Source organism: Mycobacterium asiaticum, from assembly GCF_001668675.1.
GTDB lineage: Bacteria > Actinomycetota > Actinomycetes > Mycobacteriales > Mycobacteriaceae > Mycobacterium > Mycobacterium asiaticum_D.
Genome location: NZ_LZKQ01000331.1, coordinates 1 through 19676 on the forward strand (window position 1 = coordinate 1; position 19676 = coordinate 19676).

Genomic DNA, 19676 nt, shown 5'->3' on the forward strand with positions numbered 1-19676 from the left:
GGTCGACGCCGGTGTAGCCGAACACCCGCGCGGCGTTCCTCCACGTGATGGCTTCCACCTCGTCCGGGGTACACCCGTCGAGTTGGGCCGCCAGCTGCTCGGGCGCATCGGGCCAGCTGCTGTCGGAGTGCGGGTAATCCATTTCCCAACAGATGGTCTCCACACCGATGCGCTCTCGCATCTCGATGCCGACGCGGTCGCGGATGAAGCAGGACATGAAGTTGCGGCGGTAGACATCGGTTGGACTCAGGCCCTCACCGAGGTCGTCGCCGGTCCACGCGCGCTGGCGTGAGTAGATGTCCTCGAATCGTTCGAGCAGGAACGGAATCCAGCCGATACCGCCTTCGGACAGGGAAAACTTGATGGTGGGAAATTTGCGCAGGATCGGCGAGAACAAGAGATCGGCAGTGAACCGCTGGGTGTCCAGCGGCAACATCGAATTGTAGGCGAGGTAGGTCGTCTGGTCCGACGGCACCGGTAGGCCACCGCCGGTGCCGATGTGGATGTTGACCACCGTGTTCTCGGCACAGATTGCCTCCCACAACGGATCCCACTGCGGGTCCTGCCAGGGCGGTTGACCGTAGTTGCCGATGTGCTGTGGTGCGGTGACAGCACGGCAGCCCAGCCCGGCCAACCGATGCACTTCGGCAGCAGCCAGTTTCGGGTCCCAGAGCGGCAGAATGCCCATCGGAATGAACCGGTCGGGATGGCGGCCGCACCAGTCCTCGACGTGCCAATCGTTGTAGGCGCGCACCATCGCCTCCGACACCTCCCGGTCGCCCCGGTAGGTGAACAGCGCTCCCGAAATGGTTGGGAAGGAGGGAAAGCACAGCGAAGCAAGCACGCCCGATGCGTTCATGTCGTCGACGCGGGCGTCCACGTCATAGCATCCGGTGCGCATGTCGGCAAAGCTCGACGGCTCGAATCCCCACTCGTCGTTCGGCCGGCCGGCGACCGCATTGAGCCCGATGTTGGGCAACTGCAGGCCGTCGTACACCCAGAAGCAGACGCCGTTGGCATCCTCGACGATGCGCGGCGCATCTTCGGCGAACTTGCTCGGCACCCGGCCGACGAACATGTCTGGGGGCTCGACGGTGTGATCGTCGACGCTGATCAGCACGAGATCCAGGGGATCAATCACAACTTACATATTAGGCTACTTAACAGATTGTGTCTAAGTGTTCTATCGCCGTGTGGGATAGCTCTTGGCATAGTCGTCTATCCAGTCGGCCATCATGCCGTAGACGGCCTCGATCGCCTCCCGCGCGGCACTGTCGTCCCCGTCCGGCTCGTAGTCGATTTCCCAGGCGACGGTCGATCCATTCGGCACACCGCCGGCCGGTTCCGACACTGTCGCGACTGCAACGAATCTTTGCACGGGTAGCGGATTATCGGTGATCTCATAGGACAACGTCTGCGACTCGGGTTCTATCCAGAGCAGCGTCTCCACGACCGGCGTCCCGCCGCTCCCGCCGATACGCCGACACATGCCCGGGCCGTCACCGTCGACCTCAACCTCACCCACTCCGGGGATCCAATCGACCCTGCCGAAGTCAGCCAGGATCGCCCAGACGGTGCCAGCCGGAGCCTCGAGCCGCTTACGGACGCTCAACGTTGGCATTTGCCGACCGTACCAGTGTGACAGTTAGTCGACTAGTGTCTTTGTGTACTGTCTTGCCGAAGGAGTGCACCATGAGCACCGAGGCCCCCGCCGGAGCCGAGTTCGAGGTCGATCCCGACTGGGTGCGCTATGAGGTCGTCGAACCACACATCGCGCAGATCGTGATCAACCGGCCGGACCGGCGCAATGCGATCCTCTCCCCCGACATGCATGGGTTGTTCAGAGACCGCCTGAACCTCGCCGAAGAGGATGACGACATCAAAGTGGTGGTCCTGGTCGCTGAGGGTAAGGACTTTTGCAGCGGCGATGATGTGCGCCGGCTGCCGGTGGAGAAAGCCGGTCTGCAGAAAGGGAAACGGCTGCCGCAGACCGCTCGACTCGGCAATGCACGACGTTTGCACCGGCATCTGACGAATTGGCTGGAGTTCCCCAAGACGGTGATAGCAGCCTGCCAGGGCGCAACGTTGGGCGCGGGCATGAACCTGGCGCTGGCCGCGGATATCCTGGTGGTCGCCGAGGACATGTACCTGGCTCGCCCGCAGGCACGGATCGGTTTTGCCGGCTTCTCGACTGCCATGCCGTTGGCGCTGCTCAAACTCGGTCCCAACCGCGGCTACGAGGCGATGATCACGGGCCGCAAAGTGCCCGCATCCGAGCTGCGCGATGCGGGGGTCGCCGCGTCAGTGGTACCCGTTGATTCTTTGCGCGACGAGGCCATGCGCTACGCCCGCGCCATCGCCCACCACTCGGCCGACGGGCTGATGGTAGGCAAGCACGCCCTGATCGCGTTCTGGCACGCGGTCGGTATGGCGCAGTTCGGCGACTGGATTCCGATGGGGCACACGGTATTCAGCAACTTGTCCTGGCGGGACGACGAGTTCAACTTCATGAAAGAGCGCGGCGAACGCGGCGCACGGGAGGCCATGGCCGAGCTGGAGCGCCGCTTCCAACAGTGGGGATTCGACTAGCAGGCGCAATACACATCAATACACTTTGTGTACTTCTGTTCTGTATGCTGGGAGCGGATCCCCCGCCTTCGAGGAGCTGGATGACAAATGGGTGTGCTTGACGGACGTACCGCGCTGGTGACAGGTGCCGGACGCGGTATCGGCGCAGCGATAGCCGAGGGACTCGCGGCCGAGGGCGCGACGGTCCTGGTGTCCGACGCCGGGGTGAGCGTCGATGGCACCGGCCACGACTCCGGCCCTGCGGAAAGCGTCGTGGCCGCCATCACGGCCGGCGGTGGAAAGGCTTTCACCGACGCCACCGACATCACCGACTTCGCCGCCTGCAGAGACCTCATCGACCGAGCCGCCGAAACCCTCGGCGGCTTGGATGTCGTAGTCAACGCCGCAGGCATCCTGCGCGACGGCATGGTGTTCAAGATGAGCGAGGCTGACTGGGACGCCGTGATTTCGGTGCATCTCAAGGGCACCTTCAACATCACCCGCCACGCCGCAGCATGGTGGCGCGAGAATCGGGGCGGCCAGTACCGCCTGATCAACTTCTCCTCGATGTCGGGCTTGCAGGGCGCGCCGAGTCAACCCAACTATGCGGCAGCCAAGATGGGCATCGTCGGGCTCACCTTCTCCTGCGCCAACGCACTACGCAATTACGGGGTCCGCTCCAATGCCATCGCACCAATCGCCGGAACCCGCATGACTCAAGGCATCAAAGGTGGCGGAAGTATGGACTACTCGGACAGCAATGTGCGACTGTCCCCGAAGAACTGTGTGCCGCCGGTGGTGTACCTGGCCAGCACGGCCTCCGACTGGCTGAACAGGCGCGTCATCTTCGCCGGCAATGGCCGGATCAGCCTGATGTCGAATCCCGTCGTCGAACGCGAAATCGTCTCGGCCACTGGCGTTTGGGACATCCCGACCGCCTTCGCCGAAATCGAGACGTCGTTCAAAGAAGCCGTCTTGTATCCCAATATCTTCGACAAACCGCCCGCCGGCTGAACGGAGGTGGAGGGTGGCCATGTCCGAGTCAGTTGCCGAGCAGGTTCCCGCACGCTTCGCCTGCGGAGAGACCTTCGTGCCCAAGAGCCGCTACATCGATCCGGAATTCCTGCAATTGGAGTTGGATCGACTGTTCACCCAGGTGTGGCAGCCCGCCTGCCGGGAAGAAGAGATCCCTTCTGCGGGTAACTTTTACGAATACACCGTGGGTCGGCAATCCATCGTGGTGGTGCGCCAGAAGGACGGCACCATCAAGGCTTTTCACAATGCCTGCGCTCACCGGGGGATGAAGCTGGTCCGCGGCGTTGGCCCCCTGCCGGACAACGAGTTTCGGTGCGAGTTCCACGGCTGGCGGTACGGGCTGGACGGGCGGTCGTCGTTCGTGCCGTGCCGCGAGGAGTTTGCGCCGCGTCCGCGCGCCGATTGGGGACTTCGATCTGTTTCCGTAGGCACCTGGGGGGGTTGGGTATTTATCAGCATGGCGTCCGATCCGCCGGACCTGCTGGAATGGCTTGATCCGCTACCCACAGCACTGGCGCCTTTTCGGCTGCAGGATATGCGCTTTCGCTGGCGCAAGCGCACGTATCTGCCGGCGAACTGGAAGACGGTGATCGATGCGTTCATCGAGGGATACCACACACCGGGCACACACCCGCAGACCATGCGATCGGCCGAAGGGCCACGGCCGTCGGCGACGCCGGCCACACCACAGGAGTACGTCTACGCTCCCTACACCCCAACCATCACGTACACCAACCACTCGCGCTTCGTGTACACCCAGCGGCCCGAGCACGCCGACCGGGACAAGGGCCGGCAGGAATTGGCCGCCCGGCCCGAGATATTCGCCAACTCGATGCAGTATCAGTACCTGGAGGTCGGGTCGTTGGTCACCGAACGTGACTATCGGGCCGCTCAGAAGTTGGCCACCCTCGAACCCAGCGAAGTTCCACCGTTCCTGCGCTATCACCAGATGTGCGAGGAGCTAGCTATTGCCGAGGGTGTCGACTTCCCCAAGATGTCGATGGAGCAGTACTTCGGCGGCAACGGTGACTGGCATGTGTTTCCCACGATGGTGATCCTGGTCGAGAAATCGTGCCTGCTTGGATACCGGATGCTGCCCGACGCCGAGGATCCGAATCGGTGCACGTTCGAGATGTTTTCACTGGAGCATTTCCCCGCCGGGCAGGTACCCGAGACGTCGTGGCAGGTCTTCGAGCGCTGGCAGGATCACGACGGCTGGGGTGAGCTGCCGACACAGGATCTGCAGAACATCGGCGCGATCCACGCGGGCATGCATTCGGCGGGCTTCGAGAGGCTCTGGCTCAACACGGTCCAGGAAATGTCGATTCGCAACGAACACGCGATCGCCGACAGGTTCCTGTTCGGAGCCGGATAGTTCGACGGATCTCGCGCCTCAAAACGTCCGGTTCGCACGGTCTCGACTCGCGAGTCGCGCAGCCGGTGCCGCGGCACATTGCTTATCCTCTGCCCATGCCCACCGCTTTCCCACCCGCGGATGTCGTCGTGATCCATACCGACGGAGGGTGCAGACCCAACCCCGGGCCCGGTGGCTGGGGGGCCGTGCTGCGCCAACGTCAGCATGTCCGCGAGATGTGCGGCGGTGAGTCCGGCCAGACCAGCAACAACCGAATGGAGCTGATGGCGCCGATCATGGCGCTGGAGGCTCTGACCCGCGCGGTGGAAGTGCACTTATTCACCGACAGCACGTACGTCCGCAACGGCATCACCAAGTGGGTTCTCGGCTGGGAGCGCAACGGCTGGATGACGGCCGCGAAGCTGCCGGTGAAGAACGTCGACCTTTGGCAACGACTCCAAGCGGCCTGTGCGCGCCATCGCGTCGAGTGGTTCTGGGTGAAGGGGCACGCCGGAGTGGCCGACAACGAGCTCGCCGACCAGCTGGCACTGAGGGGAATGCGCGAAGCGGTCGCGCTCGCCACGGCCACATCGCGCACCCGCACTCCAACGGGCTGCTCATCGTAACCGAACCCTCTGTGGCAATCCCATCGTCGTGATGCTGCCCACTTCGGTTGGGCTACAACCAACTGACCCGCCATGGCCGGCGGATGTCCACGCAGCGGGCGCGGTCGTCATACCAGCGGCGCGTAAGACATCGGTGCGGGTACTGCGCGTCAGTTGGCCGCCAGGGGCGCCCACGCAAGTGGCGGAGCCAAGCGGCTCGACGTCACAGGGTCCGTAGGTTGATCGTTTTTCGACCTGCGACTTGCCGACTCCCTGGGCGGGTACCCGCGCCTGCCTTCAGCAATTCGGCTTCCGGGACGCCGGCGCGCAGGCGCTCAAGCAGATAGCCGGGGTCAAAAATGATGCCAAAGGGGTTGTCGGCGAACTGCTCTGTGCTGAAGTAGTCGGTGGTGTCCTGGGCGCTCGAGAAGTTTTCTACCTGGAACTCCAACCGGATCCCGTCGGGATCCTCGTAGTACAGCGATGTCGTGGGACCGTGGTTGATCGCCCAGACGGGCGTGATCCCCACCACCTTCAACTGTTCCCATTTGTTCAACAGTTCGGCCAGGGAGCCGAAGGTGAACGCGAGGTGGTCGAGGCCGTACAGCTTCCGCCGCCATCTGGCGAGGGGAAATAGCAGCCGCAGAACGCGTGGCATCTTGACCAGAGCGAGTCGATGGCTCTCTTCATCCCAGGTCAGGAAGGCGATGTGGGCGTCTTCGTGGACGACGCGCGCACCGAAGACATGCGAGTACCACTCCTTCATCTCACCGGCCCGAGCTGTCTTGACGACCCAATGAGCCAGATAGGCAGGCGCTTTGGTTCGCGCATCGCTATCGAGATTTGACATCGACTGATCCCTCCACGGCTCGAGTAGCTACGCAGCGCCCCCTGTTATGGAATCAACGTTACAAAAATGTTCTTGTAGTGTCAACTACAATTTCTATCCATAGCATTGAGCATCGCGACCAATGCCGTGGGCAAGTGGCGAAGGAGTTGCGAAAGGGTAACTCGTCGGTCGCCCTGAGTTGCGATGAAGGCGCCATCGACGACCGCCAGTGCGAACTGGGCAAGGCGCTTGGCGACCGTACTGCGGGGCGAGATGTCGAAGGCGATCGCCACCTGGTTGCGCAGCCGGCTCAGCACCTCGTCTCGCATCCGCCGCACCACCGTTTGCACCTCGCGAGCCGTGTCAGGCGGCGGCTGGACTTCCATGACGAGTACGAAACGCAAGAAGTCAGAATTCTTTTCGAGCGCCATAATTGCGACGTCCAGCACCATTTTCAGATGCTCCTCCGGGGTGCCAACGCGCTCAGCCACCTCGGGCAGACTGGCGTACAAGCGCTCGGCGCCTCGCTCGGCCACCGCGAGCAACACGCCCTCCTTCGATCCGAAGTAGTGGTAGATCGAGCTCATCGGGATGCCCGCCTCCTCCACGATGCTGGCGAGGCTGGCCGTCGCATAGCCCTGGGCCGCGATCACCCGCTCTGCGGCGTCGAGCACGATCTGGCGCGAGCGCGCCCCGCGCTTGTTCGGGGTGACAGCGTTGCTTGTCATGTCAGAAGTCTAGCCCCAACTTTGGAATTGACATTCCATAACTGTTTTTTGTAGTGTTCGCTACATAAATTATGGTCGCAGCACAGTCTGCCCTCGAAGAACGGACGCCCCATGCGGATTTGCAGGTACACATCATCCGGACGCGAGGCGATCGGGGTGGTCATAGACGACCGGGTCGTGCACATCGACGGAGCCACCGCGATCGTCCCGATTCTCGAGGCGGGCCCCGAGCGGTGGCGGGTGCTGCAGCAGCAGTACGAAGATCGCGAGGGTACGCCGCTGGCTGATGTCGAGCTCCTCGCGCCGATCCCCCGGCCACCCAAATTCCTCGCAATCGGTTTCAATTCGAAAGACCACGTCGATGAAGCACTCAATGCTCCCGCGACGCCGGAAATGATGGAATTGCGGTGCTCCTACGAGCACCTCCAAAAAGCCTTCCCCGCACCGCGATTCCCCGCGGTGTTCAACAAACAGACCAACTCCGTCGCCGGGCCCCGCGGGCCCATCTGGATTCCACGTGATTCGGAGAAGGTCGACTATGAAGGGGAGGCCGCACTGGTCATCGGCCGGCGCATACGTCGCGCCGACGAGGGAGAAGCGGCCGCCGCGATAGCGGGCTGGACAGTCACCAACGACGTCACCGTGCGGGACTGGCAGTGGAACACCCCCCAGACCTGGCTGGGGAAGAGTTTCGATACCCACGGCCCGACCGGCCCATGGATCGTCACGGTCGACGACTTCGACCTAGAGGAGGCGGTAATTCGCACCTGGGTCAATGACGAGCTGCGCCAGGATGGACGTCTCGCAGAGCAAACCCTGTCTCCCGCACAGATCGTGGCCGCAGTGTCGCAGGTCTGCACGCTCGAGCCCGGGGACCTCATCGCCACCGGCACTCCGGCGGGCATCGGGGCACCATTCGGCCGCTACCTTGTCCCCGGCGATCGGGTTCGAGTGTCAGTTTCTGGGATCGGTGAGATCGAGAACACCGTCATCGCGGAGCCGAAACAGACCTGAACTTGGGATCGGTAGCGCTACCGCACCGGTGTAATCGCGGAAACGACGCCGCGGCGAGCAGCGGCGCACAGACGAGGGGTATGAGAATGCACACCACACGGATGCTGGCCGTAGCGCTGACGTCTGTCGGTATCACGGCGGCAGGCCTGGGCTTGGGAACGGGCACCGCGCTGGCCGCCCCATCGGTGCCTCATCAATGGTGCCCAGGGGACTCCATGTATCCGCCGGCCGGGCCTGGCGCCGTCTACGTGTGGGACATGAATGTGTGCCACACCTGGCAGTACGTGCGCATGGGGATGGGCAATGTGGCCAGCAGAAACCTCGACGGCAGCATCGACAATGGCGCCAGCAATGTCTTCGATGGGCCGAACCCGCCGCCAGGGTCCGCATTCGAGTGCGGTACGGGTCTGTTCGGGGAACCCATTCGTTGTTAGCAGACCGGCCGCCGTTGCTTGGGACTCGGCCCGGTCAACCACACAGACCGATTTGATATCAGCCACGACACACCACTTCTGTTAACTGAAATCACATAGTTAACATCGCGCGATGCAGGAGTTGTCGTGTGAATCGTGCTGCCGGCGATCACGCCCGATCACCCGGCGTGACGTATTCCGGTATGCGGCGGCTATTTCTGCGCTGCCGGGGTTGTACGCAGCCACTTGCGGCGCCGCCGTCCCTGCGTCGGCTGCCGCCGCACCCAAGCTGATCGACTTCGCGGCGCGTCAAATCCCGGCGGAGCACATTCGGGCCGCCGGTTACCACGGTGTCATCAACTACGTCTCGCTGTCGCGGCCCGGTTCGTCGTTCGGCGCCAAGCCGATCACTCGGCCCTACGCCGAGCAACTGACCGCCGCTGGGCTGATGATCGTCAGCAACTACCAATACGGCAAGCCGGGTGGCAGTGCACCATCGGACTTCAAACGCGGGTTCGACGGCGGCGTCGCCGATGCTCGCACCGCCTGGAAGTTGCACACCGCCGCGGGCGGCGGTCAGAGTGCCCCGATCTTCTTCACCATCGACGAGGACATCAACCACGACACCTGGAAAAACGTGGCGCTGAAGTGGTTTCGCGGAATCAACTCGGTACTAGGGGTCCAGCGCACCGGCGTCTACGGCGGCATCGATGTGTGCAAGTGGGCGGCCGACGACGGCGTCATCGGGAACTCACGCACCCCTGGCCGTCGGTGGGCCTGGCAGACCAAGGCCTGGTCCGAGGGACAGATCTACCCGGGCGCGGTGCTCTACCAACGGGTGGTGAGTACGGCGTCGAATCCAGGGCCGAAAGTTGGCGGAGAGGAAGTCGACGTCAACGACGTCCTTGCCGCGGATTGCGGGCAGTGGAATCTGCATCCTTGAGTCCAGCATCGAAGTCCAGCCATGGCTGGCGGCGGGTGATACCTGTTCTCTGTGACATTACGGCAGCGCGGCACTGAGGTAGCTGGTCAGCTGCGATACTGCTCTTCGTTGCGGCGGATCCGGTTCCAGCCGAGTGCCCAGATCCGCTCGAACTCTGCGGTCATGAAACACTCTTCGAAAGCCGTTGCCAGCGACCAGAATCCGTGCGCGGTGATGTACTCGAACCCCTCTACAACGGTGCCGCGGCCGGACTCGATCAGCTGCACCTCGCCCACACCGCGCCAGAACCCGCCGAAGACCCAGCGCACCAGCCGATCGGGCTGTGCCGCCACGTTTCGGGCCACGAGCGGAAACGGGAAACGTTTCAACGGAACGGCGTACCAACCATCGCCTTTGGTCTTGGTATCACCGGCCGCGCCATAAAGAGTGGCCCAGTCCGCCGGGGTAGCGAAGTACGGGAAAATTCGGTGCGCGGGAAGGTCAAACTCCTCGCGGAATTGCAGGTACACCGCGAGCCTCTCTCTAGTTTCGGCACCACTATTCGGGCAGTCGAGTCGGATGACCACGGCTGTGGACCATTGAACTCCTGCCGCCTCGGTCAAGAGACCCTGATATCGCGGACAGCATCCACTTCCAACAGGAATACAAAACCCCGACCAAAGGCCGGGGAATCAGTGGTCAAATCCAAGTTTCATCACGCCGGCGCAGGCCGAGATGCCGGGTGCGCGACCTGTCGTTCTATGACGAGCGGGCGAGGAGCTCCCCCCGACTGTGCGCAGAAATCACTCGAGCAATTCGCTCAAGGGTGTGACGTGTCCGATTCGTCCTCCGGTCAGCATCGGTTCGATGAGCAAGAGCTGACGCATCACCCGGCGATGGAGAAGCACGATCAGTGCGGGATCCTGCTCAGGCGCTGCCGCCAGCACGGCACGCTCCAAGGCCTGATCGCCGGCCGCCCGGTCGGCGGGCCGTTCCCCGAGTAATTCCTCGAGGTCATCGAGATCCGCGGCGTCGATGGCGTGGCCGTATGTGGCGACCCGGTGGGCCAATTGGGCGACGGTCGAGGCGCACCGGCGCTGGTGTTCGGCGATGCCCGGCAGCACATCCAGCGACTCGATCATGCCGGGCAGCCCGGCGATTGCCCCGGGATAGGAAGTCGGCATGGGGTCAGGAAGCGACACCGTCGACAGGGGGACGCCGGCCTGCTGCGCGATGGATTCGATCGTGTGCAGTGACAGAAGATGAAACCACTCGATGTACTGAACGATGTCGGTCAAGGGCAGGTCCAAGTGCAGGACTATCGCCACTCCCAGCGGGGTGCACAGCGCGAACTTGGCGGTGTGGAATTCGATCGCCGCACGGTCCAGGGGTACGCCTGAGCATTGCTCATAGCGGCGCAACAGGCGACCCAGGTCACCCATCGGTTCGGTCACGTTGCGCAATCGAAGGCCCGCGAGGTCATGGAAGACGTCACCTATATGGGCGAGCTCGACGTCGATCAACCCGGTGATCCGGCCGTCGGCGTACATGAATTGGGCGGTGTCGCCCAGCACGAAACGCGGGGTGGTGCGATGCGACGGCACGTGGCGCCTCAGCCAGCCGATGGCGAACTCAAGCAACGGCTCCGGGCGCTGCTTGAAGTCTCGATAGCGCGTCACGAATGTCTCGAGGTAGTCGAGTGCGACGGCTTCGGGGTCGGTTGGTATGGGCAGGCCTGCGGCGGCAAAGGCAGTCGGATCGATGCGGTGGGCGCTGACCAGCGCATCGATGTAATCGTCCATCACCGCGTCGATCTGCTGGGGTTCGATGTCGCTGCATGGACTGGCAGCGCCGGGCAGCCAGTCCATCACGACCGCTGACGCTTCGGGGATCTCCCCGTAGATGTGCGGAACCGCGATGCCGTGCGCTTTCATCACGCGCAGCACGGCCGCCTCGGCTGAGACTGTCGCAAACCCGAAGCCTTCGCGATCGCCCCGGACATAGAGGCGTATTTCTTGATCGTCATGTGCCGCGGTCACGAACCACGCTGGCCGCCAACGTTGCTGGCGCTCGATGGTGCGGACGGGACCGATGTTTCCCGTGATCCAGGCTTCGATCACAGAGTCTTCGACTGGGCCGGACACTGGGCAATGATACATATGCCGTATATCTGTATTGCGAATCGACGGCGATCAGACGCGGGGTGCCCGATTGGCTCCCGCGGGAAGTCAACGAGGGATGAGCCCGAGCCAAGCGATGCCTTGACGAGGGTTACAAATGGTTGACACGGGATTCTTGAGGCCTGCTTAGGTCTCTGACCTGCGAAAATGAAGTGGAGCTAAGGGGACTCGAACCCCTGACCCCCACACTGCGAGTGTGATCGGACATGTTCGCTGATATCCGCGGAATGCACGTTATTACAGCTAGATAGCTCTTCATGCGATCAGCGAACATTGCCGGATATAGGCGAATTCGTGCCTGGTTTGGGTACCGGTTTGGGTACGAAACATGGTTGCTACCGACCCCCCAACACGGCCAGCACACCGCAGCGCCCCTCGGCGCCCGGTGCGCCTGCAACTCGGAAAGCCCACGACCGAGCGCGCCGGCCTGTCGGTACTCGCGGTTATCGTGGCCCCCGGCCATCGGACGGGAGAGGACGGGCCGATGGGGAAGCGCCGAATGACGCGACTACTGGTCGGGCCGGAACTAGTCGTTACGCCCACACACCCGTCAATTCAAGGTCCACTCAGACTCGATCAGGGCAGTCCGTATCCAGTGCTGTGTTCGCCTCGGCGGGGTCTTGCGGCGAGATCCCTTCGCTAGAACTGCGGCCCATCAATACGGACGTATCCGGACACATTGTATGATCAGCGTAGGCGGCATATTGCCCTAACCCGATAAATATCGGCAGTCATTGACCGTTGGGGGGTAATGGTCATACGCTTTTAGAAAGTATGTCGGGGACGCCCGCAACGAGGGCCTAGTGGAAGTTGAGACATCGCGATGAACGTGAACACTGCCGCGCCCAGCGTCTTCGAAGCTGGCCTCCCCACGTTCAGCTACGACTTCACCGCCACACCGCAGGACATCCTCGAAGACGTGCGAACTGCGCAATCGCGTGCGCCCATCGCCATTGGCCCTCTCGGTCCGGAAATACTGTCCTACGGTCTGGCGCGGGATATGCTGCGCGACAGCAGATTCAGGCTGCCACCCGGCTTGTCCCTGGCAGCACAGGGCGTCACCTCAGGCCCGCTGTACGACAAGCTGATGAGCAGCCTTCTGGGTCTCGATGGCCCGCCACATACTCGCTTACGCAAACTGGTGTCCAGGGCGTTCACTCCGCGCGCGACGTCACCTCTACAGGACACGATTCATGAGGTGGTGAACGCGCTGATCGATCAAGTAGTAGAGGTCGGTCGTTGCGACGTCGTGAACGATATCGCGCGGCCCTATCCCACCCCGATCATGTGTGCGCTGATCGGTGCGCCTCGGGAAGACTGGCATCTTTTCGCACAGTGGACCGACGAAATCTTCAAGGCTTTCAACATTCAGCCCGACGCCAACTTCGATGAAGCCGCGATCATGCGCTCGTGGAGCGAACTGGACGCCTACGTCGATGACATGGTCGCCGCACGCCGCAGCCACCTGACTGATGATTTGCTGTCTGAGCTTATCCGCGCCGAAAACGAGGGCGACCGGCTCAATCTCGATGAACTGCGCATGTTGGTGGCTGGCTTCCTGATGGCGGGGACGGACACCACCCGACACCAACTGGCCGCTTCGGTGCAGGTGCTGTGCGAGCATCCGGATCAATGGGCGAAGCTGGGCAACCAGCCAGAGCTTGCGATGCAGGCGGTCGAGGAGACCATGCGGCACTCGCCGGCGGTCTGTGTCGCGGTGCGAGCCGCTACCGAGGATGCCGAATTTGGTGGGTACACGTTCCCGGCAGGGACCTTCGTTGTCGTGAATACCTTTGCAGCCAACCGTGATCCAGCGATTTATGAGAATGCAGATCGGTTCGACATCGCGCGTAAGGACGTGCCTGCGATTCTGACTTTCGGTGGTGGCGCGCACTACTGCCTAGGGGCGAACCTCGCACGCCGGGAATTGGCGGAAGCACTCACAATCCTCACCCGACGTCTCACTGCACCCCACCGCATCGCTCCTGCGCCGTGGAAATCCCTGCTCGGTATGACCGGGCCGAAGACACTTGAGATTGAGTTCGACAGCGAAATGCTTGTGGCAGCGGATGCGTAGTCGCGGCTGGGCGGGTGTCACACCCGCCTCGGACGAGGAGGCAATCGCCCGCATTCTGGATGCGGTAGACGACGTGATCGCTGAACGAGGATCGGCGCTACGGCTTGCCGACGTCGCCCGAAGGCTCGGAGTCACTCGTCAGACGGTATACCGGTACTTTCCCAACGCCGACGCGCTGCTCATCGCCAGCGCGATGCGTGCGGTCAACGGTTTCATCGACCAAGTTGTGGACCACGTCAGCGGCCTCAATGACCCGGTCACTGCGATCGTCGAAATAATTTCCTTCGCAGTCGAGAACCTCACCGGCGATCCACAGTTGGAGAGCTTGCTTACCCAGACCCCTGAGGGCGAAGCTGCCATCTCGCTCACCTCCGACACAGCGATCATTTTCTGCTTGTCGGCCTTCCACCGCCTCGATGTCGATTGGAAGCTTCACGGCTTCGACACCACCGCGCTCAATGAGCTTGCCGAAATGACCTTGCGCACAGTGCATTCTCTCCTGACCGATCCCGGGCAGCGGCAGCGCGACGGAATCGCACTACGCCGCTTTGTTGCGCGATGGCTCGGTCCAGCGATCCTCTATCCACGCATGACGTCGTTGCCGGTCCACGAACGGCACGCATCATCGGACGAGCACATCGAGCCGGACAGGTGCGCTGAATCGTGAACTTCGGACGAGAGGCCGCCGACGGTGCGACTACCTGACGGACAGGCTTGCAATTACCCTGCAAGGGCGAGCGATTATCGTTCGTCAAGGGCATCGAGCGTGTCGGGGAAGGTTGCGTTCGTTACCGGCGGGGCGTCCGGCATTGGCGCCGCGTTGGCGACCAAGTTGGTCGATGGGGGCGCCGAGGTCTGGATCGCCGATCGTCAGGTCGACTCGGCGCAGGACCTGGCGCAACGCCTCAACAGGGGTGGCACAAAGGCGCACGCGATTGAGCTGGATGTGCGCAGCTACCCATCGTTCGAGCGTGCCGTCGCCGAGGCGGTAGGGCAGTCCGGGCGGATCGACTACCTGTTTAACAACGCAGGCATTTTGGTCGACCGTGAGGTCGACTCGTACACGCTCGATGACTGGAACGACGTGTTCGATGTGAACTTGCGCGGTGTGGTGCACGGCATCCAGGCGGTCTATCCGATCATGATCGGGCAGCACTCCGGCCACATCGTGAACACAGCCTCGATCGCCGGTCTCGCCACCGGCGCAGCGCCGGCCAGCTACACCGCCACCAAGCACGCCGTTGTCGGGATCTCCAAGTCGTTGCGCATCGAGGCCGAGCGCCACGGCGTGCAGGTTTCGGTGCTTTGTCCTGGCATGGTCTCGACTCCGATGGTGCTAACGGAGAGACATCGGGGGATGGCACCAGGACCAATAGAACGCTTTCTAGAAACTTCAAAACCCGAACGGTTCGCCGAGCGCGCCCGCCGTGCCGTGTTGCGGGGAGACGCAATCATTGTGTTGCCGACGTGGTGGAAGGCATTCTGGTACCTGGAGCGGTTCTCGCCCGCGTTGTCGATGCTCGTCGCAAAAGCCATGCTTAAGCAAAAACGTCGGATGCAGTCCACCGCCGCCTGATCTGCTGTCTTATGGCTAGGCACACCGGGTTCTAAAACTCGCGTGGGCGGCTTGCGGGGCGGTGGAAACCGGCTGTTGGCAGGCCGGCTCAAATGTCAGCGAGTGCCGTAATGATCCTTGCGGCGGGTTGCCGATGCCCAGGTCAGGGTAGAAGGGTCATCGACGTTTCAGATCGACGCACCGTTGGCAACTCGAACACGGATTGTTCATAGTTGTGCTCAGTCGGGTACTGGTTCATTTCGAGCTTGGTTGTGAACGAGGGGGTTCCATGCGGGTGCCAAGGGCCGTCGCAAACTTCAATAGTCGAGTCACCAATCCAGCGGCTCGGTCGATCACGCCGTGGCTTCCAGGGCAAGGGACGCTCGAACATGTCGGACGCAAATCTGGCAAGCCTTACCGAACGCCGCTGTTGACTTTTCCCACCCGCGACGGCTACGTCGTTCTCATCGGGTACGGGCTGAAATCGGACTGGTTAAAAAATGTATTTGCCGGTGGACGGGCGGTGCTGCACAAGCGCGGCAAGAGTATCGCGCTAGCCAATCCCCGCCTTCTGAGTAAGGCTGAGGCCGCAAAGCTCGTTACAGGGCCATCTGGTGTGTTCTACCGCCTGTTTCCGTACAACGAAGCGGCGCTGGTGTTGACCAAAGTCAATTCCAAGCAGTGACTTTGGGCAGTGGAACGAAGAAATTGACATTGGGTCGCCCGGAGCAGTCGACCGTCGATGTCGCGAGTTGCGGTGGTCACGACAGAGTTTTGATTCACTTTGCTAGCAAGGGAGGCCAGCCCGCACGTCCGACTCTTGGTCGAGGCCGAATACCTGCACTGCGGCTGACTTCCCCTTCAGGACATGGAATCCCCGGTCGATCAGTCCGGGCGGTGGAGACGCCAGCGCGTCGACGCACTCCTGCGTGAGGAGGATTGCGTCGCCTGTGGTTTTAGTGAGTTGCTCGACGCGGGCTGCCACGTTGACGGTGTCACCGATGAGGGTGAACTCCAACTTGCCCCCGCCGCCAATGGTTCCGGCAATCACCACCCCGGTGTTGATCCCGATGCCGATGCGAAGCTCTCCACCGAATCGCTCGGTAATAAGGCGGTGAATCATCACTGCAGCAGTCTTGTCGGATTATTAACAAAGACACCATGCAAAACGTGCTCTGCGGACGACTCGGTTTCGATAGTCCTCGCATCTACCCGAGAGGCATGGCGATGGGCGAGGTTGGGGTGTACACCACTGGCATCGTTTCAAGTCCGACGACCGTATTAGATGGGCGCAGCGCAAGGTCGGCGCCATCGGCAAGCCGAAGATCGGGGAGCCTATGCAGAACGCGGTCGATCATTGCCGAAATTTCGGCCCGCGCTAGCTGATTGCCCAGACAGAAGTGCGGCCCGAATCCGAATGTCAGGTGGTTATTGGGACGACGGTCAATCCGAAAACAGTCGGGGTCGCCGAAGACGGTTTCGTCGAAGTTGGCCGATTCGAAAAGCAGGACGACCTTTTCCCCGCGCTGCAGTTTTGTTCCGTGCACCTCGGTGTCGGCGGTAACGGTTCGGCACATGTTCTTGGCCGGTGAGGTCCAGCGCAGCATTTCCTCGATCGCGGTGGCGAGAAGTCCCGGGTCGTTCTGCAGCGCCTGCCACTGGTGGGGGTTGCGGACAAGTTCAACGGTGCCTCCGCTGAGTGTGTGGCGGGTTGTTTCGTCACCGCCTAACAGGATGAGCAAGGTTTCCATGACGATTTCGTCGTCCTTGAGGTGCTGACCGTCGATTTCGGCGTAGACCAGGTTGGTGATGAGGTCATCGCCAGGCTCGCGGCGACGTTGGGCAATCGCTTCCGTGCAGAAGTCCGTAAAGGACTGGAAATCCTCCATCGTCGCGTCGAGTGCGGGTTCGTCCAGATGAGAGCCGATGGCCATGAAGTTGTCCGACCAGCGCAGGAGCATGTCGCGGTCACTTGGCAGGATCCCGAGCATGTCGCCGATCACGATCATCGGTAGCGGGGCTGCAATGTCGGCCACGAAGTCGCAGTGGCCACGCTCGCACACCGCATCGATGAGTCCGTCGCAAATGTCTTCGATCGATTGCTTAAGCGTGTGCACACTCCGGCGGCTGAAGGCTGTTTTGACCAGCTTGCGTCGGAGCAAGTGTTCCGGATCGTCCATATCGATCAGGAACGGCATCGGTGGATAGTCGGGACGAACGCCGCCAGCGTTGGAAAATAGTTGCGGATCGTGCTCGGCATCGAGTATCGCCCGGTAAGTCGACAGGGCTGCCATGCCGTTGCGATCTCGGAAGACCGGCTGATTATGCCGCAGCCACCGATACACTTCGCGAGCGTCCGGGCTGGCGTAAAAAGTGCCGTCCGCTAGATCAATCTCCGGGATGGTGGTGGTCATGCACACCTCCGATTAGTTTTCAGGCTGATCGATTTGGACGTGGCGGTGCAGAAAGCGCTTGCCAGCCACCCGTTCCTCCTCTGCCCGGCACCTTCTAGGGCCGCAGTTCGTAGTCGTCCGGATTAGGACGGTTGGTCCACTTCCAGTAGTCGACGATTCGGAAGCCATACAGCGTCGGAACGGCACCCGCCGAGTTTTTGTAGTAGCTCACGACTTTCGGGTGGGTGTACACCATCGTCTTTAACCTGTCCTGGTTCCGGCGGTTGTAGTCGTCGCAAACGTCAGCTCTTGGCATGGCCGACCCGAAGCCCCCGGCGAGCACCATGTCGATGCATCCCATGACATAGCGCATTTGGCATTCGGAGTTGTAGATGATGCTGGCTCCGTTGACGGCATTTGTGCCGGGACCGTACATACAGAAAAAGTTCGGAAACCCTGGCACCGTGATGCCCAGATAGGCGTACGCCGCATCGCCCCAAATGTCGTTGAGCGCCAGCCCGTCCAGCCCGCGCACGTCGATCGGGCCGAGCTGATGGTTTACGTCGAAACCGGTGGCCCAGACCAGCACGTCAGCGCGGCGGTGAGCCCCATCGACTGTCGTGACCCCGTCGCGGGTGATCTCGGCGATGCCGTCGGTGATGAGCTCGACGTCGTCTCGCTGCAGCGTCTTGAGCCAGGTTCCGTCGTCCTGCAACGTCCGCTTGCCCATCGGCGGGTAGTCGGGGGTAACCTTCGCCAGCAGCTCCGCGTCGTCGGTGAAGGACCGCATCCAGGCGATGAACAACTCGCGAACCGCATGATTCGCCTTGCTACAGGACTTTCCGCCGGTGTCCCAACCGGGGTCTATTATCACCAGCTCCTGTGCGGCGTCGGTGATCGGCCACCACGACACGAACCGCAGCCAGCGCGCGTAGTACGGCAGGTGGCGTACCGCCCATTTGGCGCCGTCGCCGATCGGTTTGTGGTAGTTGACGTTGGGCGCCATCCATTGTGGAGTGCGTTGGTAGACGTCGACGTGTCTGGTGCGTTCCGCGATGGCCGGAACTAGTTGAAATCCGCTGGCGCCCGCACCTATCACGGCCACGCGCTTGTCGCTGAGCTCTACATTGTCGTGCCAGTCGGCGGTGTGGAACGAAGGCCCGCTGAAGTCATTGGCGCCTTTGATGTTTGGAATCACGGGGTTGCTGAACTGGCCGACGGCGCAGACGAGCGCACGCGCGAATAGTGTTTCCTCTGCTCCGTCGCCCGTACGGACGCTCACCCGCCAGGTCGCGGAGCTGTCGTCCCACTCAGCAGCAGTAACCGTGGTGGAGAAGCGCACATGCGGGGTGATGCCATGCCGATTCGCCACATCTTTCAGGTACTGCAGGATCTCCGGTTGCTCGGAGTAGAAGTGCGACCAGTGGTCGGTGGGTTCGAACGAGTATGAGTAATACTGATTTGCGATGTCGACCCGGCAGCCTGGATAGCGGTTGGCCTGCCAGGTGCCGCCTACCCCCGCTTGCTTTTCGACGATCGTGAAGGGGAAGCCGGCCTGCTTCAGCTTGATCGCGGCCAGCACACCAGCCTCGCCGCATCCGATCACGACAACGGGGAAATCGCTGCGCTGCTCCGGTTTTGACGCGAGCGGCGGTCCGCACTGATCGGCATCGGTAAATCGCAGGTCGGCGGCGATGTAGTCGATGTATTCTTCCGTCACCTGACCGGCTGACATGGCATCGAGCATCACGCGCATCTGGTCGGAGTCCGGGACAAAGGGGGGCGGGCAGCCGCGGTCACAGTAATCGCGCACCACCTCGAACGCCCGGTCGCGGACCACCCGTTTGTCGGCCTCGCTCATGCCGCCCTGCAAGTCCATCGCGATCAGCATGAAGGGCCGCGGGAGTTCGTCGAGCAGACCCAGGTCGCCCGTCATATGCACCATCGACATCAATAGGGCCGGAACACTGGCATCAGCGATCGCCGAGCGGATCATTTCGTCG

Annotated in this window: 19 protein-coding genes and 1 pseudogene; 11 read left to right on the forward strand and 9 right to left on the reverse strand. The window is 62.1% G+C overall.

Annotated features, from left to right (window positions below; genetic code table 11):
- Together A9X01_RS27520 and A9X01_RS27525 are read right to left on the reverse strand one after the other, a co-directional pair.
- A partial coding sequence (locus A9X01_RS27520; protein ID WP_065123814.1) for an amidohydrolase family protein occupies window positions 1–1141 on the reverse strand: 1141 nt, incomplete at its 3' end.
- Between the two features lie 42 nt (window positions 1142–1183).
- Window positions 1184–1621, reverse strand: coding sequence for an SRPBCC family protein (locus A9X01_RS27525; RefSeq protein WP_065123738.1), 438 nt, complete (start codon window positions 1619–1621; stop codon window positions 1184–1186).
- 71 nt (window positions 1622–1692) lie between these two features.
- Here A9X01_RS27525 and A9X01_RS27530 point away from each other — a divergent pair, with 71 nt between their 5' ends.
- From A9X01_RS27530 to rnhA, 4 genes are all read left to right on the forward strand, one after another.
- Window positions 1693–2589: an enoyl-CoA hydratase/isomerase family protein gene (locus A9X01_RS27530; RefSeq protein WP_065123815.1), complete on the forward strand. Its 897-nt coding sequence runs from the start codon at window positions 1693–1695 to the stop codon at window positions 2587–2589.
- Window positions 2590–2676: 87 nt separating this feature from the next.
- Window positions 2677–3582, forward strand: a complete 906-nt coding sequence (locus tag A9X01_RS27535; RefSeq protein WP_065123739.1) for an SDR family NAD(P)-dependent oxidoreductase — start codon at window positions 2677–2679, stop codon at window positions 3580–3582.
- 19 nt (window positions 3583–3601) lie between these two features.
- Window positions 3602–4978 carry an aromatic ring-hydroxylating oxygenase subunit alpha gene (locus A9X01_RS27540; RefSeq protein ID WP_065123816.1) on the forward strand — a complete coding sequence of 459 codons (1377 nt, stop codon included), beginning with the start codon at window positions 3602–3604 and terminating at the stop codon, window positions 4976–4978.
- A gap of 95 nt (window positions 4979–5073) precedes the next feature.
- Complete coding sequence (rnhA, locus tag A9X01_RS27545; protein ID WP_065123740.1) at window positions 5074–5583, forward strand: ribonuclease HI; 510 nt, start codon at window positions 5074–5076, stop codon at window positions 5581–5583.
- A 202-nt stretch (window positions 5584–5785) separates the two neighbouring features.
- On the opposite strand, the gene A9X01_RS27550 is transcribed toward rnhA, so the two are convergent.
- Window positions 5786–6412, reverse strand: coding sequence for a VOC family protein (locus A9X01_RS27550; protein WP_065123741.1), 627 nt, complete (start codon window positions 6410–6412; stop codon window positions 5786–5788).
- Window positions 6413–6492: 80 nt separating this feature from the next.
- Entirely contained in the window at window positions 6493–7119 is a 627-nt protein-coding gene (locus A9X01_RS27555; protein WP_065123742.1) for a TetR/AcrR family transcriptional regulator, read from the reverse strand.
- A gap of 111 nt (window positions 7120–7230) precedes the next feature.
- On the opposite strand from A9X01_RS27555, the gene A9X01_RS27560 reads away from it, so the two are divergent.
- The 3 genes from A9X01_RS27560 to A9X01_RS27570 all read left to right on the forward strand — a co-directional run bounded on the left by A9X01_RS27560 (window position 7231) and on the right by A9X01_RS27570 (window position 9489).
- Window positions 7231–8133 (forward strand): fumarylacetoacetate hydrolase family protein, encoded by a 903-nt coding sequence (locus A9X01_RS27560; protein WP_065123743.1) that lies wholly within the window; start codon window positions 7231–7233, stop codon window positions 8131–8133.
- Window positions 8134–8219: 86 nt separating this feature from the next.
- The gene (locus A9X01_RS27565) at window positions 8220–8567 is read left to right on the forward strand and encodes a hypothetical protein (RefSeq protein WP_253849443.1); all 348 of its coding nucleotides are present in this window, start codon (window positions 8220–8222) and stop codon (window positions 8565–8567) included.
- 112 nt (window positions 8568–8679) lie between these two features.
- Complete coding sequence (locus A9X01_RS27570; RefSeq protein WP_065123744.1) at window positions 8680–9489, forward strand: DUF1906 domain-containing protein; 810 nt, start codon at window positions 8680–8682, stop codon at window positions 9487–9489.
- An 86-nt stretch (window positions 9490–9575) separates the two neighbouring features.
- Here A9X01_RS27570 and A9X01_RS27575 read toward each other — a convergent pair whose 3' ends face one another.
- On the reverse strand, window positions 9576–10091 hold the full coding sequence (locus tag A9X01_RS27575) for a hypothetical protein (RefSeq protein ID WP_155772320.1): 516 nt from the start codon (window positions 10089–10091) through the stop codon (window positions 9576–9578).
- Between the two features lie 180 nt (window positions 10092–10271).
- Window positions 10272–11612, reverse strand: a complete 1341-nt coding sequence (locus A9X01_RS27580) for a phosphotransferase (RefSeq protein WP_253849445.1) — start codon at window positions 11610–11612, stop codon at window positions 10272–10274.
- An 859-nt stretch (window positions 11613–12471) separates the two neighbouring features.
- On the opposite strand from A9X01_RS27580, the gene A9X01_RS27585 reads away from it, so the two are divergent.
- From A9X01_RS27585 to A9X01_RS27600, 4 genes are all read left to right on the forward strand, one after another.
- Window positions 12472–13725 carry a cytochrome P450 gene (locus tag A9X01_RS27585; protein WP_065123747.1) on the forward strand — a complete coding sequence of 418 codons (1254 nt, stop codon included), beginning with the start codon at window positions 12472–12474 and terminating at the stop codon, window positions 13723–13725.
- On the forward strand, window positions 13718–14392 hold the full coding sequence (locus A9X01_RS27590) for a TetR/AcrR family transcriptional regulator (protein WP_065123748.1): 675 nt from the start codon (window positions 13718–13720) through the stop codon (window positions 14390–14392). Before A9X01_RS27585 ends, A9X01_RS27590 begins: the two co-directional genes overlap by 8 nt.
- Window positions 14393–14491: 99 nt before the next feature.
- Entirely contained in the window at window positions 14492–15301 is an 810-nt protein-coding gene (locus tag A9X01_RS27595) for an SDR family NAD(P)-dependent oxidoreductase (RefSeq protein WP_065123749.1), read from the forward strand.
- A 268-nt stretch (window positions 15302–15569) separates the two neighbouring features.
- Window positions 15570–15965 (forward strand): nitroreductase family deazaflavin-dependent oxidoreductase, encoded by a 396-nt coding sequence (locus A9X01_RS27600; protein ID WP_065123750.1) that lies wholly within the window; start codon window positions 15570–15572, stop codon window positions 15963–15965.
- A gap of 102 nt (window positions 15966–16067) precedes the next feature.
- Here A9X01_RS27600 and A9X01_RS27605 read toward each other — a convergent pair.
- The 3 genes and pseudogenes from A9X01_RS27605 to A9X01_RS27615 form a co-directional block, all read right to left on the reverse strand.
- Window positions 16068–16412, reverse strand: a pseudogene (locus A9X01_RS27605) (adenylate/guanylate cyclase domain-containing protein); the annotation flags it as partial.
- Window positions 16413–16488: 76 nt separating this feature from the next.
- The gene (locus A9X01_RS27610) at window positions 16489–17694 is read right to left on the reverse strand and encodes a cytochrome P450 (RefSeq protein WP_065123752.1); all 1206 of its coding nucleotides are present in this window, start codon (window positions 17692–17694) and stop codon (window positions 16489–16491) included.
- A gap of 94 nt (window positions 17695–17788) precedes the next feature.
- Window positions 17789–19669 carry a flavin-containing monooxygenase gene (locus A9X01_RS27615; RefSeq protein ID WP_253849449.1) on the reverse strand — a complete coding sequence of 627 codons (1881 nt, stop codon included), beginning with the start codon at window positions 19667–19669 and terminating at the stop codon, window positions 17789–17791.
- Window positions 19670–19676 lie beyond the last annotated feature (7 nt).

Coding starts and splice junctions, on each gene's coding strand:
- A9X01_RS27525 (WP_065123738.1), bottom strand. CDS start 1,621: ATGCCAACGTTGAGCGTCCGTAAGCGGCTCGAGGCTCCGGCTGGCACC.
- A9X01_RS27530 (WP_065123815.1), top strand. CDS start 1,693: ATGAGCACCGAGGCCCCCGCCGGAGCCGAGTTCGAGGTCGATCCCGAC.
- A9X01_RS27535 (WP_065123739.1), top strand. CDS start 2,677: ATGGGTGTGCTTGACGGACGTACCGCGCTGGTGACAGGTGCCGGACGC.
- A9X01_RS27540 (WP_065123816.1), top strand. CDS start 3,602: ATGTCCGAGTCAGTTGCCGAGCAGGTTCCCGCACGCTTCGCCTGCGGA.
- rnhA (WP_065123740.1), top strand. CDS start 5,074: ATGCCCACCGCTTTCCCACCCGCGGATGTCGTCGTGATCCATACCGAC.
- A9X01_RS27550 (WP_065123741.1), bottom strand. CDS start 6,412: ATGTCAAATCTCGATAGCGATGCGCGAACCAAAGCGCCTGCCTATCTG.
- A9X01_RS27555 (WP_065123742.1), bottom strand. CDS start 7,119: ATGACAAGCAACGCTGTCACCCCGAACAAGCGCGGGGCGCGCTCGCGC.
- A9X01_RS27560 (WP_065123743.1), top strand. CDS start 7,231: ATGCGGATTTGCAGGTACACATCATCCGGACGCGAGGCGATCGGGGTG.
- A9X01_RS27565 (WP_253849443.1), top strand. CDS start 8,220: ATGCACACCACACGGATGCTGGCCGTAGCGCTGACGTCTGTCGGTATC.
- A9X01_RS27570 (WP_065123744.1), top strand. CDS start 8,680: ATGCAGGAGTTGTCGTGTGAATCGTGCTGCCGGCGATCACGCCCGATC.
- A9X01_RS27585 (WP_065123747.1), top strand. CDS start 12,472: ATGAACGTGAACACTGCCGCGCCCAGCGTCTTCGAAGCTGGCCTCCCC.
- A9X01_RS27590 (WP_065123748.1), top strand. CDS start 13,718: ATGCGTAGTCGCGGCTGGGCGGGTGTCACACCCGCCTCGGACGAGGAG.
- A9X01_RS27600 (WP_065123750.1), top strand. CDS start 15,570: ATGCGGGTGCCAAGGGCCGTCGCAAACTTCAATAGTCGAGTCACCAAT.
- A9X01_RS27610 (WP_065123752.1), bottom strand. CDS start 17,694: ATGACCACCACCATCCCGGAGATTGATCTAGCGGACGGCACTTTTTAC.
- A9X01_RS27615 (WP_253849449.1), bottom strand. CDS start 19,669: ATGATCCGCTCGGCGATCGCTGATGCCAGTGTTCCGGCCCTATTGATG.